Source organism: Jiella flava (assembly GCF_017349315.1).
In the GTDB taxonomy this organism is placed as follows: Bacteria; Pseudomonadota; Alphaproteobacteria; order Rhizobiales; family Rhizobiaceae; genus Jiella; species Jiella flava.
On the sequence record NZ_JAFMPP010000005.1, the window covers coordinates 48,140 to 61,913 of the forward strand.

Sequence of the window (13,774 nt, forward strand, 5' to 3'; positions counted from 1 at the left end):
CCATGATCCGCTTCGGCACCAATCCTATCGCCTGGGCCAATGACGACGACCAGTCTCTCGGCGCTGACATTCCGACCGCACGCATTCTCGATGAAGCCGGGCGGCAGATCGGCTTTGACGGCATCGAGAATGGTCATCGCTGGCCGCAGGACGATCCCGCTGCGCTGAAGGCGCTGCTTTCCTCCTACGGCCTGGCCTTCATCTCGGGTTGGCACTCGCTCAATCTGCTCGCCCACTCGGTGGAAGCCGAAAAGGCCGCGATCGATCCCCATCTCGACAAGCTCCAGTACAACGACTGCAAGGTCTGCATCGTCTGCGAGACGTCGAATTCCGTGCAGGGGCTGGATGTTCCCTTGTCGGAGCGGCCGGTGCTGTCGGCCGGCGCGATGCAAGCGTTTGGCGAAAAGGTCGAGGCGATCGCCGCGCACTGCGCGTCCCGTGGGATCGACCTTGTCTATCACCACCACATGGGAACGGTGGTGCAAAGCCCGCAGGATATCGACGCCTTCATGGCGGCGACGGGGCCGGCCACCAAGCTGCTCTTCGACGCCGGCCACTGCTTTTTCGGCGGCGGCGATCCGGCCGCGGTGCTTGGCCGCCACATCGGCCGGGTGAAGCATTTCCACGCCAAGAACGTTCGCCCCGCGGTGCGTGCCAAGGTGGAGGGCGAGGGCCTCTCCTTCATGGACGGGGTGCGGGCCAGCGTCTTCACCGTGCCGGGCGATCAGGACGGGGCCGTGGATTTCGGCCCGCTGCTCAAGATCCTTGCCGATCATGCCTATGATGGCTGGATCGTCATCGAGGCGGAGCAGGACCCGGCGGTTCGCAATCCGCTACTCTACCAGACTCTTGGGCTGGCGACGCTGCGGCGTCTCGCCCGCGAAACCGGACTGACCAAAGGATGATGTGATGCCGCATCTGTTGCGCAAGCCTACCGGCACCAGCGGGAAGATCCACGCGATCACTCCCGAGACCGCCAAGGGGCCGCTGTCGCCCGACTGGGCTTATGTCGGCTTTTCGCTGTATCGGCTGGCGCCGGGTGAGAGCGCTCGGGAAGCGACGGGCGATCGTGAGGTCATCCTCGTCCTCGTCGAAGGCAAGGCGAGGCTGAGCGCTGGCGGCGAGGATTTCGGCGAGATGGGCGAGCGCCTGGACGTCTTCGAAAAGACGCCGCCCCACTGCCTGTATGTGCCGAATGACAGCGACTGGTCGGCCACCGCGACGACGGCCTGTACCTTGGCGGTCTGCACCGCGCCAGGCGCCGGCGGCCATCCTGCGGCGCGGATCGGGCCAACGGGCATTACGCTGACCGATCGCGGCAAGGGCACCAATCTGCGCCATATCAACGCCATCGCCATGGAAGAGCGGGACGTCGCCGACGCTCTTCTCGTCACCGAGGTCTTCACCCCCGCCGGCCATTGGTCATCCTATCCGCCGCACCGGCACGATGAAGACGCGTTTCCGGCGATGACCTATCTCGAAGAGACATATTACCATCGGCTCAACCCGGCGCAGGGTTACGGTCATCAGCGGGTCTTCACCGAAGACGGCAGCCTCGACGAGACGATGAGCGTGTCCAATCATGACGTCGTGCTGGTGCCGAAGGGCCATCACCCCTGCGCTGCGCCCTATGGTTATGAGATGTATTATCTCAACGTGATGGCCGGGCCGATGCGCAAATGGCGCTTCCAGAATCACCCCGATCACGACTGGATCGCCAAGCGCGATGCTGGCTGAGACCGCCATACGACAGCGACCGATGGGATAGGAACGCCGGGCGATGGATCATCGCCCGGCGTTTTGCGCTGCGATGGGGCGCGATCTGTGGCGGGTGGAGGCGAATGTTGCGGAGGAAGGGTGTTAAAGTATCGGCCCGAAAATCGGAATCGATTTTCGGCACAGCACGATGCGTCGATTCAAAGGGTCAGAGCGACCTTTCTGCGTCCGATCGGACGCAGGGCGCTCTAAGGCGAGCGCGCTGCAAAAAATGGCGTCATTCGAGGTCGTTTTAAGCAGGACGAAGACCCGGCATGGCGATAGGCGGCGTTGAAGCGGAGATGACCCATGCAAAAGAATAGGGTCCTGTGTGTTTCGGCATCTCAGTGCCTATCCCTTTTTTTAAAATACCTATCCATCGACCCCCTTCCGATCCTTGCCTTTCTCTCCTCATGATGCAGTCATCGATGGGAAGGAACCCTCATATGACCCGCCAATCGCGCGTCCACGTTCGTGTCGTATCGCCAATCACCACCCGCGGATTTCGGGACGTCGGCGTTTTGAAGACGCTTGAATATGACGGCCTGACGGTCAGCGGATCGCAGATCGACGTCGGTCCGGGGTCGATTGAATCGGAATTTGAGATCGCCCTGTCCGCGCCGGACACGATTGCCCGCATCATCGAAGCCGAGCGCGAGGGGGTCGATGCGGTTGTCATCGACTGCATGGCCGACCCGGCGCTGCGCGCGGCCAGGGAGGCGGTTCGCATTCCGGTTCTTGGCCCCTGCCAGGCGGGGATGCATGTCGCCGCGATGCTCGGCCACCGCTTCTCGGTGCTGACCGTGATGCGGCGTCTGCGGGCGCAGTTCGAGAACGCCGCCGCCCTCTACGGTGTCACCAGCCGCCTTGCCTCGGTGCGTCATCTCGAGATCCCGGTTCTGGAACTTGAAAGCGACATGGCCGCGACCCTCGACGTTCTGGCGCGGGAAGCGCGCATCGCGATCGAGGCGGATGGCGCCGAGGCTGTCGTGTTCGGTTGCACCGGCCTGCTTGGCTGCGCCTCGGCGCTTCGCGAGCGGCTGCTCGCGGAGGGTTTTGACATTCCGGTGATCGATCCGATCCCCAACGCGATCAACATTGCCGCCGCCCTGGTCCGTGGCGGATTGTCCCACAGCGCGCTCAGCTATCCCAAGCCGCCGCGCAAGAACCTGCCAGGCTATGATCGGCTGAACGACTTGCTGTTCCCGGGCAACTGAGGGGGCGCGCGAGGATGGCCGCAGCGATGAGCAAATCTGACGCCCTGGTGCTTGATCCGGCCCGGTCGATTGGCCGAAGGCCGGTCCGGCGCCCGATGCCGAAGCTCTGGCTCTTGGTGTTGCCGGCGAGCCTGTTCTTCCTCATCTTCTTCATTTTGCCCGTCGCCTCGCTGCTCGGCATGTCGTTCAACAAGACGATACCGGGCGTGCTTGGCTTCAGCAGCGCCCTGACCCTCGACAACTACGTTCGGATTTTCACGCGCTCACTCTATTTCGACGCGATCTTCCGCTCGGTCGGGATCGGTGTCCTCGTCTCGCTTGTCTGCCTGTTGCTCGGCTATCCGCTGGCTTACGTCATCGCCCGCACCAAGGTGCCGGCGCGCGTGACGGTGCTGACCATTCTCGTCCTGTCCTCAATGCAGCTCGACATGGTGATCCGGCTGTACGGCCTGATGGTTCTGCTTGGCGACAACGGTCTGATCAATCAGATGCTTTTGGCGTCTGGGCTTGTCTCCGCACCGTTGCACTTGATGTATAACACCTTTGGCGTCGTCGTCGGCCTCGTCCAGGTGACGCTGCCCTTCATGATCATGTCGCTGATCGGGGTGATCCGGCAGATCCCGCCGTCTTTCGAGGAAGCTGCCCGCTCGCTCGGCGCTTCGCGGGCGGCGGCGTTCCGGCATGTTGCGCTGCCCTTGTCGATGCCGGGGATCCTGTCGGGATCGCTTCTGGTCTTCGCCATGTCGATCTCCTCTTATGTGGTGCCGGCGCTGATGGGCGGCTGGAAGGTGTTGGTCCTGCCGATCCACGTCTATCAGCAGATCGCCGAGGCCGGGCGCTGGCAGTTCGGCGCCGCTATCGCCGCGGTCTTGTTCCTGACAAGTCTGCTCGCGGTCATCGTCTACGACCGGGCCGCCGCCTATATCGCCGGAGGACGCAGCTGATGCGTGATAGCAACGACGCGATCGCCTGGCCCTTCTATGTCGGCTCCGCGCTTGCGCTGATCGTCCTCGTCGTGCCGGTGCTGATCGTCATCCTCACCGGGCTGAATGCCGGCGACTACATGACGTTCCCGCCGCAGGGCCTGTCGCTGCGCTGGATCAAGTCTTTCCTAACCTCGCCGACCTTCGTGCCGGCCTATCTGTTTTCCTTTGGCCTTGCCGCCGCCACCATGGCGATCGCGACGGTCATCGGCACCATGGCGGCAATTTGGATCCAGCGGCGCGGCGGGCGGTTGGCGAAGATCTTGCGGGGGCTGTTCATCCTGCCGCTGGTGCTGCCGGGCGTGGTCATCGGCCTGGCGCTCTACGTCTTCTTGATCAGCACCGGTCTGCCGCTGGCGCGCACCTTCTACGGTCTCCTGGTCGGCCATGTGATCGTCACGACGCCGCTGGTGATCGCCACGGTGACGGCTGCTCTCGTCGATTTCGACCGTTCGCTGGAAGATGCGGCGCGCTCGCTCGGGGCAACGGCGTGGCAGGCCTTCTTTCGCATCACCCTGCCGCTGATTTCCGGTGGCATCGGCGCCGGAGCGCTGTTCGCCTTCATCGTCTCCTTCGGCCAGTTCGAAGTGTCGCTGTTCTTGTCGACGCCGGATCTGCAGCCGCTGCCGATCGCGATCTACACGTCGCTGCGCTACCGATTTGAGCCGACGGCCGCCGCCGCGGGCATCTTCGCCATCGCGCTCGTCGTCACCTCCACTGTCATTTCCGCCCGTCTCGTCAATTTCCGCCGGCTGTTCGGCGGGCGCTGACCAGAGCCTTCATCAATCCGATCGACCAGAAACAGGAACACCGACATGACAGACCGCAAGGATCGCATGCCCTTCGTCGCCAATCGCCGGCAGATCCTCAAGGCCAGCGCTGGCCTTGGTTTGGCCGCCACCGGCGTCAGCCTGTTCAACATCAATCACGCCTTTTCCAAGGACGTGAGCTATGATGGTCAGCCCTTCGATGCCGGTGGTGCGACCATCACCATCGCGGAATGGGGCGGTTTCTGGCAGGAGACCATGCGCAAACACCTGCTCGACAAGTTCGAGAAGGATTTCAACTGCAAGGTCCAGTACGACAGTTCCTTCCCCTGGTTCCCGAAATTCGTGGCCTCCGGGCCGAAGAACCCGCCTTACGCGGTCACCAACTGGAATCTGCCGGAAATGTTCAAGACGGCGAAAGCCGGCGATTATTTCATGCCGCAGGACGAGCTGATCGCCAACGTGCCCAACGCCAAGGGGCTGTGGCCCTTCGCCAAGCAGAACAGCATCGGTTTGACCTGGGCCTTCTCACGCTATTGCTACGTCTATCGCACCGACACGGGCCTTCAGCCCCCGGCCTCTTTCCAGGATTTCTGGGACAAGCGCTATGCCGGCAAGCGCGGCACCTATGTCACCACCAACACGCTGCAGATGGTCTTCTTCCTCACCGCCTGCGGTGCCTATGGCAAGGACTTTTACGACTACGACGCCGGTTACGACGCGATGAAGAAGGCGATGCCGATGAAGGTCTCGGACTTCACCGGCAACATGCAGGCGCTGGTCGAGCGCGGCGAGGTCGAGATCGCGGTTCAGAACGATGGCGAGGTCTATCTGCAGAAGACCAAGGGGATCCCGGTTGACGTCTATCTGTGGGACAATCCGCGCCCGGCGCTGACCCAGACCAAGACCGTCAGCCGCTATCTCGATCCGGTGCAGAAGAAGCTGGCGCTGGCGCTGGTCGACCGCACCATGGATCCGGCCTTCCAGACCGCGGTCGGCGAGGTGTTCTTCTATCGCCCGACGGCGCGCGACGCGAAGTTGCCGAAGGGGCTTATCGATCAGGGTGTGAAGAACGACGCCGATGCGCTGAAGGATCTATGGATCCCGGATTGGAACCGCTATCTCGAGGATGAGGACGACATCGTCGAGACCGTCAACGGCATCTTTGCTTCTTGATGGAAACGGGCGGCGACGTGGCCGCCCATCCGGCAATGCGCGGGCGGCGTCTGGTCGCCGCCCCGACCTCTCAGCCCTCTTGCGGCAAGGTGCTTCGATGACAGAGATCCGCCTCGACACGCTGACCAAGCGCTACGGAACCAGCACCGCCGTCGACGGCATCGACCTGACGATCGGCGAGGGAGAATTCTTCTCGCTCCTCGGGCCGTCCGGCTGCGGCAAATCGACGACGTTGCGGATGATCGCCGGCTTCGTGACGCCGAGCGCAGGGCGGATTCTGCTTGGCGACGACGACGTCACCGCACTGCCGCCGGAAGCGCGCGACATCGGCATCGTCTTCCAGAACTACGCGATTTTCCCGCATATGAACGTCGCGGCGAATATCGCCTTCGGCTTGAAGATGCGGAAGGTCGGCAAGGCCGAGATCGACAAGCGGGTGCGCGAGGTGCTCGCTCAGGTCGGCCTCGAAGGCTATGAGAACCGCTATTCGAGGGAGCTTTCGGGCGGTGAGCAGCAGCGTGTCGCGCTCGCCCGCGTTCTAGTCACCCGGCCGCGCATCCTGCTGCTCGATGAGCCGCTGTCGGCCCTCGACAAGAACATGCGCGAGGAAATGAAGTTCTGGATCAAGGATCTGCAGAAGAGCCTCGGCATCACCACCGTCTACGTGACCCACGACCAGGACGAAGCCCTGACGATGTCGGACCGGATCGGCGTGATGGAGCGCTCGCGGCTGGTCCAGGTCGGCACGCCAGAGGAAATTTACGAGCGGCCGGCGACGCTGTTCGTCACGGGCTTTATCGGCCATTCCAATCTGATCGACGTGACGGCGCGCCCGGAGACGGAAGGGCATTGCCGTGTCCACTTCGCCGGCGCCGATTTCAGCGCCCGGGTACGCGGCGCGCTCGACAAGGAAACGCCGGCGCAGCTCGCGGTGCGGCCCGAAAACGTCATTGTCGATGCTGAGACTTTGCCGGACGGCGTCGTCGCCTTTCCGGCGAAGGTCGTGTCGGAGACCTATCAGGGGCCGATCGTGCGCTATCGGATCGATATTCAGGGCACCACGATCACCGCCGAGCGGCAGAACCAGGCGCATCGGCCGCGGCTCGCCGTCGGCGACGCGGTTCTCGCTGGCTGGGACCCGGCGCGTTGCGAAACATTGCTGCGCTGATCGGGCGCGCATCACAACCACACGAACGAAATGCTGGAGGATCCCATGCGGATCGGGATTGACGTAGGGGGCACCAATACGGATGCCGCTTTGATGGACGGCATGCGTGTTGTCGCCTCGTGCAAGTCGCCGACGACCGGAGACGTCTCGTCCGGCATTGTCGCCGCGCTGAAAAAGGTGCTCGGCGACAGCCAGGTCGAGCCGGCGCAGATCGAAGCGGTGATGATTGGCACCACGCATTTCACCAATGCGGTGGTCGAGCGGCGGCGTCTTCTTGAGGTCGCCGCCGTGCGGCTCGGCCTGCCGGCGACCCGCGCTTTGCCGCCGATGACCGATTGGCCCGACGATCTCGCCGATACGCTCGGCCGGCACCGCTACATGGTGCGTGGCGGCCACGAGTTCGACGGCCGCGAGATTTCGCCGCTCGACGAAGCCGAAATTCTGCGCATTGCCGGCGAGATGAAGGCCAAGGGGTTGAAGAGCGCGGCCATCACTTCGGTGTTCTCGCCGGTCATGCCGGGGATGGAAGAGCGGGCGGCGGAGATCCTGCGCAACGAGATCCCGGACATCGCCCTGTCGCTCAGCCATGAGATCGGCCGTGTCGGCTTCTTGGAGCGCGAAAACGCCTCGATCATGAACGCCTGCCTGGCGGAGCTTTCCAAACGAGTCATCGCCTCCTTCCGGCAGGCGCTGCGCGACATGAACATCACCGCACCGTTCTATATCAGCCAGAACGATGGAACGCTGATGACGCCGGACCATGTTGAGCGCTATCCGGTCCTCACCTTCGCCTCCGGCCCGACCAATTCGATGCGCGGCGCGGCGCTGCTTGCCGGTGAGCCCGATGCGATGGTGGTCGATATCGGCGGCACGACGTCCGACGTTGGCATGCTGATGCAGGGTTTTCCGCGCGAGTCGGCAGTGGCGGTGGATATCGGCGGCGTGCGGACCAATTTCCGCATGCCCGACGTCTTGGCGACCGGCCTTGGCGGCGGCTCGCTGGTCCGCGACGACGGTGCCCGTATCGGCCCGGACTCGGTCGGTTATGAGATCACCGAAAAGGCGCTGGTTTTTGGCGGCGACACCCTGACCACCACCGACATCGTCGTTGCCGCCGGGCTTGAGGACATCGGCGACCGTTCGCGCGTCGCCCGCATTCCGGCGGCGACGATCGAGACCGCGCTTACCACCATGCATCGCATGATCGATGAGGCCGTCGATCGCATGAAGACCTCGGCCGAGCCGCTGCCGGTGATCCTGGTCGGCGGCGGATCGATCTTGATCTCCCGCGATCTGCCGAGTGCGTCAAAAGTGATCCGGCCCGAAAACGCCGCCGTCGCCAATGCGATCGGTGCCGCGATCGCCCAGGTCGGCGGTGAGGTGGATCGGATCTTCTCCCTCGAAGGCACTTCGCGTGAGGTCGTACTCGAGGGCGCCAAGCGCGAGGCGAGCGCCAACGCCGTGGCGGCCGGTGCCGCCGAGGGCACAGTGAATATCATGGACATCGAGGAAGTCCCGCTCGCCTATCTGCCGGGCTCGGCCACCCGCATCCGGGTCAAGGCCGTCGGCGATCTCGTGATTGGATGAAGCCCATGAAACTCGACACAAACGATCTGAAGGACTTGGCGGTCGGCGCAGCTTTTCTGGGAACCGGCGGCGGCGGAGATCCTTATGTCGGCCGGCTGATGGTGCAGCAGTGTCTGGACGAGGGGCTGGAGGTCGAGCTGATCGACCCGTCCGAGGTTCCGGACGAGGCACTGGTGATCCCGACAGCGATGATGGGCGCGCCGACCGTGTTGGTCGAAAAGCTGCCGAGCGGCGACGAGGCGGTCGCCTCGCTGAAGCGGCTGGAAAGCCATCTCGGCCAACGCGCCTTCGCGACGATGCCGATCGAGATCGGCGGTATCAATTCCACCATTCCGCTGGTGGTTGGCGCGCGTCTCGGCTTGCCGATCGTCGACGCCGACGGCATGGGCCGCGCCTTCCCCGAGCTGCAGATGGAGACCTTCGGCGTCTATGGCGTGCCGGGCAGCCCGATGGTGGTGTCCGATGAGGACGGTGATCAGGCGCTGATCCTCGCCAAGGACAACAAGGACATGGAGTGGCTGTCGCGCGGCGTCGCGATCCGCATGGGCGGCTGCGCCTATATCGCCGAATATTCCATGACCGGCGCCGATGTGAAGCGTACGGCTATCCCCAACACCTTGACGCTGGCGATGCGCATTGGCCGCACCTTGCGCGAGGCCAAGAAGCGACATCTGAACCCGTTCGAGGCGTTGCTCGAACTCTTGCCGCAGACGCTTTACCATCACGGCCGGATCATCTTCTCCGGCAAGATCGCTGACATGCAGCGCGAGACCCGCAACGGCTTCTCAATGGGCCGCGCCCGGATCGACGGACTTGGCGAGCATGCCGGCGTTATGGAGATCGAGATCCAGAACGAAAATCTGATCGCCCGCGTCGACGGCGTGGTGAAGGCGATCGTCCCGGATCTCATCTGCGTCATGGATTCCGAGACCGCCGAACCGATCACCACCGAAAATCTGCGCTACGGCCAGCGGGTGACGGTGATGGCGGTGGCAGTTCCGGAGATCATGCGCACGCCGGAAGCGCTGGCGATTTTCGGGCCGAGCTGCTTCGGCCTCGACCACCCCTTCACCCCGATTGAGACGATGCCGCGATGATCGAAGCCGTCACCCTCGCCGATCTCGACGATCTCGCCGTCGGTGCCGCAATCCTTGGCACCGGCGGGGGCGGCGATCCCTATATCGGTAAGCTCGTCGCCCGCGCGGCGATCGCCGAGCACGGGCCGGTGCAACTGGTGCCGCTCGACCAGGCGAATGACGACTGGCAGGTCCTGTCCTGCGGGGCCATGGGCGCGCCGACGATCCTGATCGAGAAGCTGCCCCAGGGCGAAGAAATGGACCAGGCCGTTGCCGCCTGGGAGCGCTGCACCGGCCGCGCCGTCGACGCGCTGATCCCGTTCGAGGCCGGCGGGGTGAACTCCACCGCGCCGCTGGCGCTGGCCGCCCGCCGCAAGCTGCCGGTGCTCGACGCCGACGGCATGGGCCGGGCCTTTCCGCGCCTCGAAATGGAAACCTTCAACGCCTATGGCGTGCCGGCCTGTCCGGTCGCGGTCGCCGACGAGAAGGGCAATGTGTCGATCGTCGAAACCGGCGATGCCGCCCAGGCCGAATGGATCGCGCGCGGGCTGACCATCCGCATGGGTGGGCAGAGCTACATCGCCAATTACGGCATGGACGGACGGACGGCGAAGCGGGTGTCGGTGCCCGGCACCGTGTCGCTGGCGATCGAGATCGGCCGTGTCGTCAGCGGCGCCAAACGCCGCCGCGAACGTCCGGTGGAGGCGCTCGTGTCTTATTTCGCCACCACTCATTACGAAGCGGCGGCGCTCATCGGCTCCGGCAAGGTGACCGATATCGCCCGCCGCGAGGTCAATGGCTGGTCGGTCGGTACCGTGCGGATCGAGACCTTCGACAAGGAAGACGCCGATATCGAGGTCACCATCCAGAACGAAAATCTCTCCGCCACCCAGGGCGGCCGGGTTCTCGCGGTGGTGCCGGATCTGATCTCGATCCTCGATCGCGACACCGGCGCGGCGATCTCGACCGAGCGGCTGCGCTACGGCCAACGGGTCGACCTCTTGGCGGTGCGAGTGCCGGAGATCATGCGCACGCCGGAAGCTTTGGCACTCTTCGGACCCAAGGCTTTCGGCCTCGATCACCCTTACGTTCCGCTCGGGATGGCGAAGGACGACTGAGGCGCTGCTCGGCGGCCGAGCCGGTCGACGGGCCGGCGGCCGATGGCCTATAACCGGTCGAAGATGCCACCCTTTCGCGGGAGGCGTCAGATCAACACGGGGACGTCACGGCCATGGGACGGATGGCCGTTGGAGGAAACGGCAGGGGCATGGCACGAATACCCGTCGCGCTGGCGCAACGGCTGCGTCCGCCCCGGCGTCCGGCACTGGGCATTGATCGGCCCTATTTGGTCGGCAAGGTTCTGGTTGCTCTGGACGGGCAGGTGGTGTTGCTCGAAGCGCCGGCCGGTTTCGGCAAAACCGAGCTTCTCGCTCAGGTGCATGCGCGGCTGAAGGCCGATGGCGGCCAGATCGGCTGGCTGACGCTGCCGGACGAGCCGATCGACACCGCCGAGCTGGCCGTCGAAATCGCCTACGCCTTCGGCTTTTCCAGCATCGACCGGGCGGTCGAGCGGCCGCTCGAAACGGTTCTCGACATGCTGGCGACGATCCCGGCACGACGGTTGGTGCTGTTTCTCGACAATCTTCATCCGGGCGTCCAACAGCCCGTCGCCAAGCTTTTGGCCGCTCTGCCTGACGCGATGCGCCTCGTTGTCGCGGCGCGGGACCATTCTGTGATCCCGCTGTCGCGGCTGCGGATGCGCGGTCTGGTGAGCGAGCTGAAGGCCGCCGACTTCGCTTTCTCGCGCAGCGAGGCGCGGCGCCTGCTCGACGGGCTGACGGGCGCCGAGCTGGAGGAGTTCTTGACGCTCTGCGAGGGCTGGCCGGCGATCGTCGGGCTGGCGGCCTCACGGCTGCGCGGCGGGATCTCCGGTGAAGAGCGTCTCGCCGTCCTCTCCGGCAATCACGCCGATTTCGCTGCGTTCCTCGACGAGGAGCTGCTCTCGGCGCTGCCGCCTCCGATCCTCAAGCTGCTCGACGTCGGGGCTTGCCTCGACGAGGTGCCGCCGGAGCTTGCCGGCGAACTGGCGGGGCTGTCGCCGGAGGAGGTGCGCCAGGCCTTCGTCGATCTGCAGCCGTTGGCTGCCTCTCTGCCGTCGCGGCCTGGCTGGTTCGCGCTGTTGCCGTTGCTGCGCTCGCTGCTGCTCCAGCGGGTCGGTGAGGCGCAGCTTCGCCACCGTCACACCCGCGCCGCCGCGTGGTTCGCCGCGGCCGGCCAGATCGAGAAGGCGGTTCGCTACGCCGCTGACGCCGGCGATTTCGCCTTCGCCGCCAATACCATTCGGGCGGCGGGCGGTGTCGGTCTATTCCTGCGGGCCGGCTACACGGTGCTCAAACGGCTGATGCAGGGGCTGCCCGCCGATGTCGTCCACGATTCGCCGGGCCTGACGCTGTGCGGGGCGCTGGTGCTTGCCAAGGAGGGACAGATCCATTCGGCTCGCCAGATCCTGGAAGAGCTGAAGACGCTGGCGCGGGAGGGTCAGCTCCACGAGGTGCCCGAGGCGGTGATCATCCACATCGACAGTCTTTTCGACGTCTATGAGGACAGCCATTTCGAGGACGAGCAGGTCGACTGGCTGGAACGCCGCGTGCGCTCGCACCGGCTGCGCGACACCTGGGAACGCGGCTGGCTGCACAACCATCTGTGCATCGCCCACACGCGCCGCGGCCTGTTGCGTCAGGCAGCCGCCCACGCCGCCAAGGCGCTCGAATGCTATCGCGAAGAGGGCGCGCATTATGCCCAGGCCTTCATGCTCATCCATTTGGCGCTGGTCAATCTTCTCGGCGGCCGCCTGACGGTTGCGACGCGCTATGGCCGCGAGGCCGAGCATATGATTCAGACCACCCAGTGGAGCGACGAGAACCTGCTCTCGATCGCTCGCATTCCGATGGCCGAGACAATGTTCCGGCAAGGTCATGTGATCGAGGCGGCCAGCGCGCTGGAAGTCGCGATGCCGGTCACCGCCGCTGGCGAAGGCTGGGTCGACGTCTTTTCGCGCGGCTATACCACGCTTGCGCGGTGCCGCCGCCTGCTCGACGGCGGTGAGGCGGCGTTGGAGGTCGTCGAGGCGGCGAAAGCCGTCGCCGAGGATCGCGGTCTGCCGCGGCTCGATCTGTCGCTTGATACGCTGCGGGTCGAGATTCTCACCAACGAACGGCGCTTCGAGGCGGCGAGCGACTGGCTCGCCCGTCTGCCGGATCCGCTCGACGACACGCTGTGGCCGGTGCGCCGGGAGAGGCGCGACGCGATGATCGCCGCTGCCCGGCTGACATTGCGGCGCGGCAGCTATCAGACCGCGCGCGATGCGCTGACCCGCTTTGTGGAGACGGTGGAAGACCAGGATGACGGCCTGACGATTCTGTGCGCCGAAATCCTGCTGGTCGAGGCGGTCCATAAATGCGGCGAGGGGGAGGCGGCCCTTGGCCATCTCGTCGCGGCGATCGACAAGGCGATGCCGGAGAACCTCATCGAGCCGTTTTCGTCCGAGGGCGAGGCGCTGAAGGGCGTCGTGCGCGCGATTGTCCGCCAGCAGGGATTGTCGGCCTTTTCCGCCGCCGCCACGGAATTCGTCAACCGGATCATCGCCGTCGACGAGGATGGCTCGTTCCGATCCAAGATCGGCATTCTGTCGCCGCGCGAAGGCGACGTCCTGGCGCTGCTCGCCCGCGATCTCAGCAACAAGGAGATCGCCCGTGAGCTCGATATCGGCGAGCCAACGGTGAAGTTCCACGTCAAGAACCTGTTTGCCAAGCTCGGGGTCGGCCGCCGGGCGATGGCGGTGACGGTCGGGCGGACCCTCGGCCTGCTGCACTGATCGCGAACCACGATCGTCCGCAAGGACCGTGATCGTTGCGGACCTCGCATCTCATGGGGCGATACCGGAACGGTCCGGGCGGCTGAAATGGGAGCAGCGGGCTCGTTTGAATGGCCATCGCGAACTATCATGCCGGGATGGATGATCAGGTAGCGATCCTTATCCATCCGG

General features: G+C 64.8%; 11 protein-coding genes. All 11 read left to right on the top strand.

The genetic code is table 11. The features are described from left to right. Positions 1-2 precede the first annotated feature (2 nt). A complete protein-coding gene (iolE, locus tag J1C48_RS07530; RefSeq protein WP_207257216.1) occupies positions 3-905 on the top strand; it encodes a myo-inosose-2 dehydratase in 903 nt (300 codons plus the stop codon). A 4-nt stretch (positions 906-909) separates the two neighbouring features. Continuing rightward, the gene (iolB, locus tag J1C48_RS07535) at positions 910-1,737 is read left to right on the top strand and encodes a 5-deoxy-glucuronate isomerase (protein WP_207257217.1); all 828 of its coding nucleotides are present in this window, start codon (positions 910-912) and stop codon (positions 1,735-1,737) included. A 464-nt stretch (positions 1,738-2,201) separates the two neighbouring features. Next, the gene (locus J1C48_RS07540) at positions 2,202-2,972 is read left to right on the top strand and encodes an aspartate/glutamate racemase family protein (RefSeq protein WP_207257218.1); all 771 of its coding nucleotides are present in this window, start codon (positions 2,202-2,204) and stop codon (positions 2,970-2,972) included. Positions 2,973-2,998: 26 nt separating this feature from the next. Beyond that, positions 2,999-3,916: an ABC transporter permease gene (locus J1C48_RS07545; protein WP_207257219.1), complete on the top strand. Its 918-nt coding sequence runs from the start codon at positions 2,999-3,001 to the stop codon at positions 3,914-3,916. Beyond that, positions 3,916-4,725 carry an ABC transporter permease gene (locus J1C48_RS07550; RefSeq protein ID WP_207257220.1) on the top strand — a complete coding sequence of 270 codons (810 nt, stop codon included), beginning with the start codon at positions 3,916-3,918 and terminating at the stop codon, positions 4,723-4,725. The genes J1C48_RS07545 and J1C48_RS07550 overlap by 1 nt, the downstream gene beginning before the upstream one ends. Before the next feature lie 45 nt (positions 4,726-4,770). Next, a complete protein-coding gene (locus tag J1C48_RS07555) occupies positions 4,771-5,898 on the top strand; it encodes a type 2 periplasmic-binding domain-containing protein (RefSeq protein WP_231081718.1) in 1,128 nt (375 codons plus the stop codon). Positions 5,899-5,995: 97 nt separating this feature from the next. Continuing rightward, positions 5,996-7,066: an ABC transporter ATP-binding protein gene (locus J1C48_RS07560; protein ID WP_207257221.1), complete on the top strand. Its 1,071-nt coding sequence runs from the start codon at positions 5,996-5,998 to the stop codon at positions 7,064-7,066. 45 nt (positions 7,067-7,111) lie between these two features. Further along, positions 7,112-8,653, top strand: coding sequence for a hydantoinase/oxoprolinase N-terminal domain-containing protein (locus J1C48_RS07565; RefSeq protein WP_207257222.1), 1,542 nt, complete (start codon positions 7,112-7,114; stop codon positions 8,651-8,653). A gap of 5 nt (positions 8,654-8,658) precedes the next feature. Continuing rightward, on the top strand, positions 8,659-9,750 hold the full coding sequence (locus tag J1C48_RS07570; RefSeq protein ID WP_207257223.1) for an S-methyl thiohydantoin desulfurase family protein: 1,092 nt from the start codon (positions 8,659-8,661) through the stop codon (positions 9,748-9,750). Further along, complete coding sequence (locus J1C48_RS07575) at positions 9,747-10,847, top strand: S-methyl thiohydantoin desulfurase family protein (protein WP_210345346.1); 1,101 nt, start codon at positions 9,747-9,749, stop codon at positions 10,845-10,847. The genes J1C48_RS07570 and J1C48_RS07575 overlap by 4 nt, the downstream gene beginning before the upstream one ends. A 149-nt stretch (positions 10,848-10,996) precedes the next feature. After that, the gene (locus J1C48_RS19105; protein WP_281433635.1) at positions 10,997-13,603 is read left to right on the top strand and encodes a LuxR C-terminal-related transcriptional regulator; all 2,607 of its coding nucleotides are present in this window, start codon (positions 10,997-10,999) and stop codon (positions 13,601-13,603) included. Positions 13,604-13,774: the final 171 nt, after the last annotated feature.

What these genes read in the sequence shown, in the direction of transcription:
- iolE (WP_207257216.1), top strand. Translation starts at nt 3, where the DNA reads ATGATCCGCTTCGGCACCAATCCTATCGCCTGGGCCAATGACGACGAC.
- iolB (WP_207257217.1), top strand. Translation starts at nt 910, where the DNA reads ATGCCGCATCTGTTGCGCAAGCCTACCGGCACCAGCGGGAAGATCCAC.
- J1C48_RS07540 (WP_207257218.1), top strand. Translation starts at nt 2,202, where the DNA reads ATGACCCGCCAATCGCGCGTCCACGTTCGTGTCGTATCGCCAATCACC.
- J1C48_RS07545 (WP_207257219.1), top strand. Translation starts at nt 2,999, where the DNA reads ATGAGCAAATCTGACGCCCTGGTGCTTGATCCGGCCCGGTCGATTGGC.
- J1C48_RS07550 (WP_207257220.1), top strand. Translation starts at nt 3,916, where the DNA reads ATGCGTGATAGCAACGACGCGATCGCCTGGCCCTTCTATGTCGGCTCC.
- J1C48_RS07555 (WP_231081718.1), top strand. Translation starts at nt 4,771, where the DNA reads ATGACAGACCGCAAGGATCGCATGCCCTTCGTCGCCAATCGCCGGCAG.
- J1C48_RS07560 (WP_207257221.1), top strand. Translation starts at nt 5,996, where the DNA reads ATGACAGAGATCCGCCTCGACACGCTGACCAAGCGCTACGGAACCAGC.
- J1C48_RS07565 (WP_207257222.1), top strand. Translation starts at nt 7,112, where the DNA reads ATGCGGATCGGGATTGACGTAGGGGGCACCAATACGGATGCCGCTTTG.
- J1C48_RS07570 (WP_207257223.1), top strand. Translation starts at nt 8,659, where the DNA reads ATGAAACTCGACACAAACGATCTGAAGGACTTGGCGGTCGGCGCAGCT.
- J1C48_RS07575 (WP_210345346.1), top strand. Translation starts at nt 9,747, where the DNA reads ATGATCGAAGCCGTCACCCTCGCCGATCTCGACGATCTCGCCGTCGGT.
- J1C48_RS19105 (WP_281433635.1), top strand. Translation starts at nt 10,997, where the DNA reads ATGGCACGAATACCCGTCGCGCTGGCGCAACGGCTGCGTCCGCCCCGG.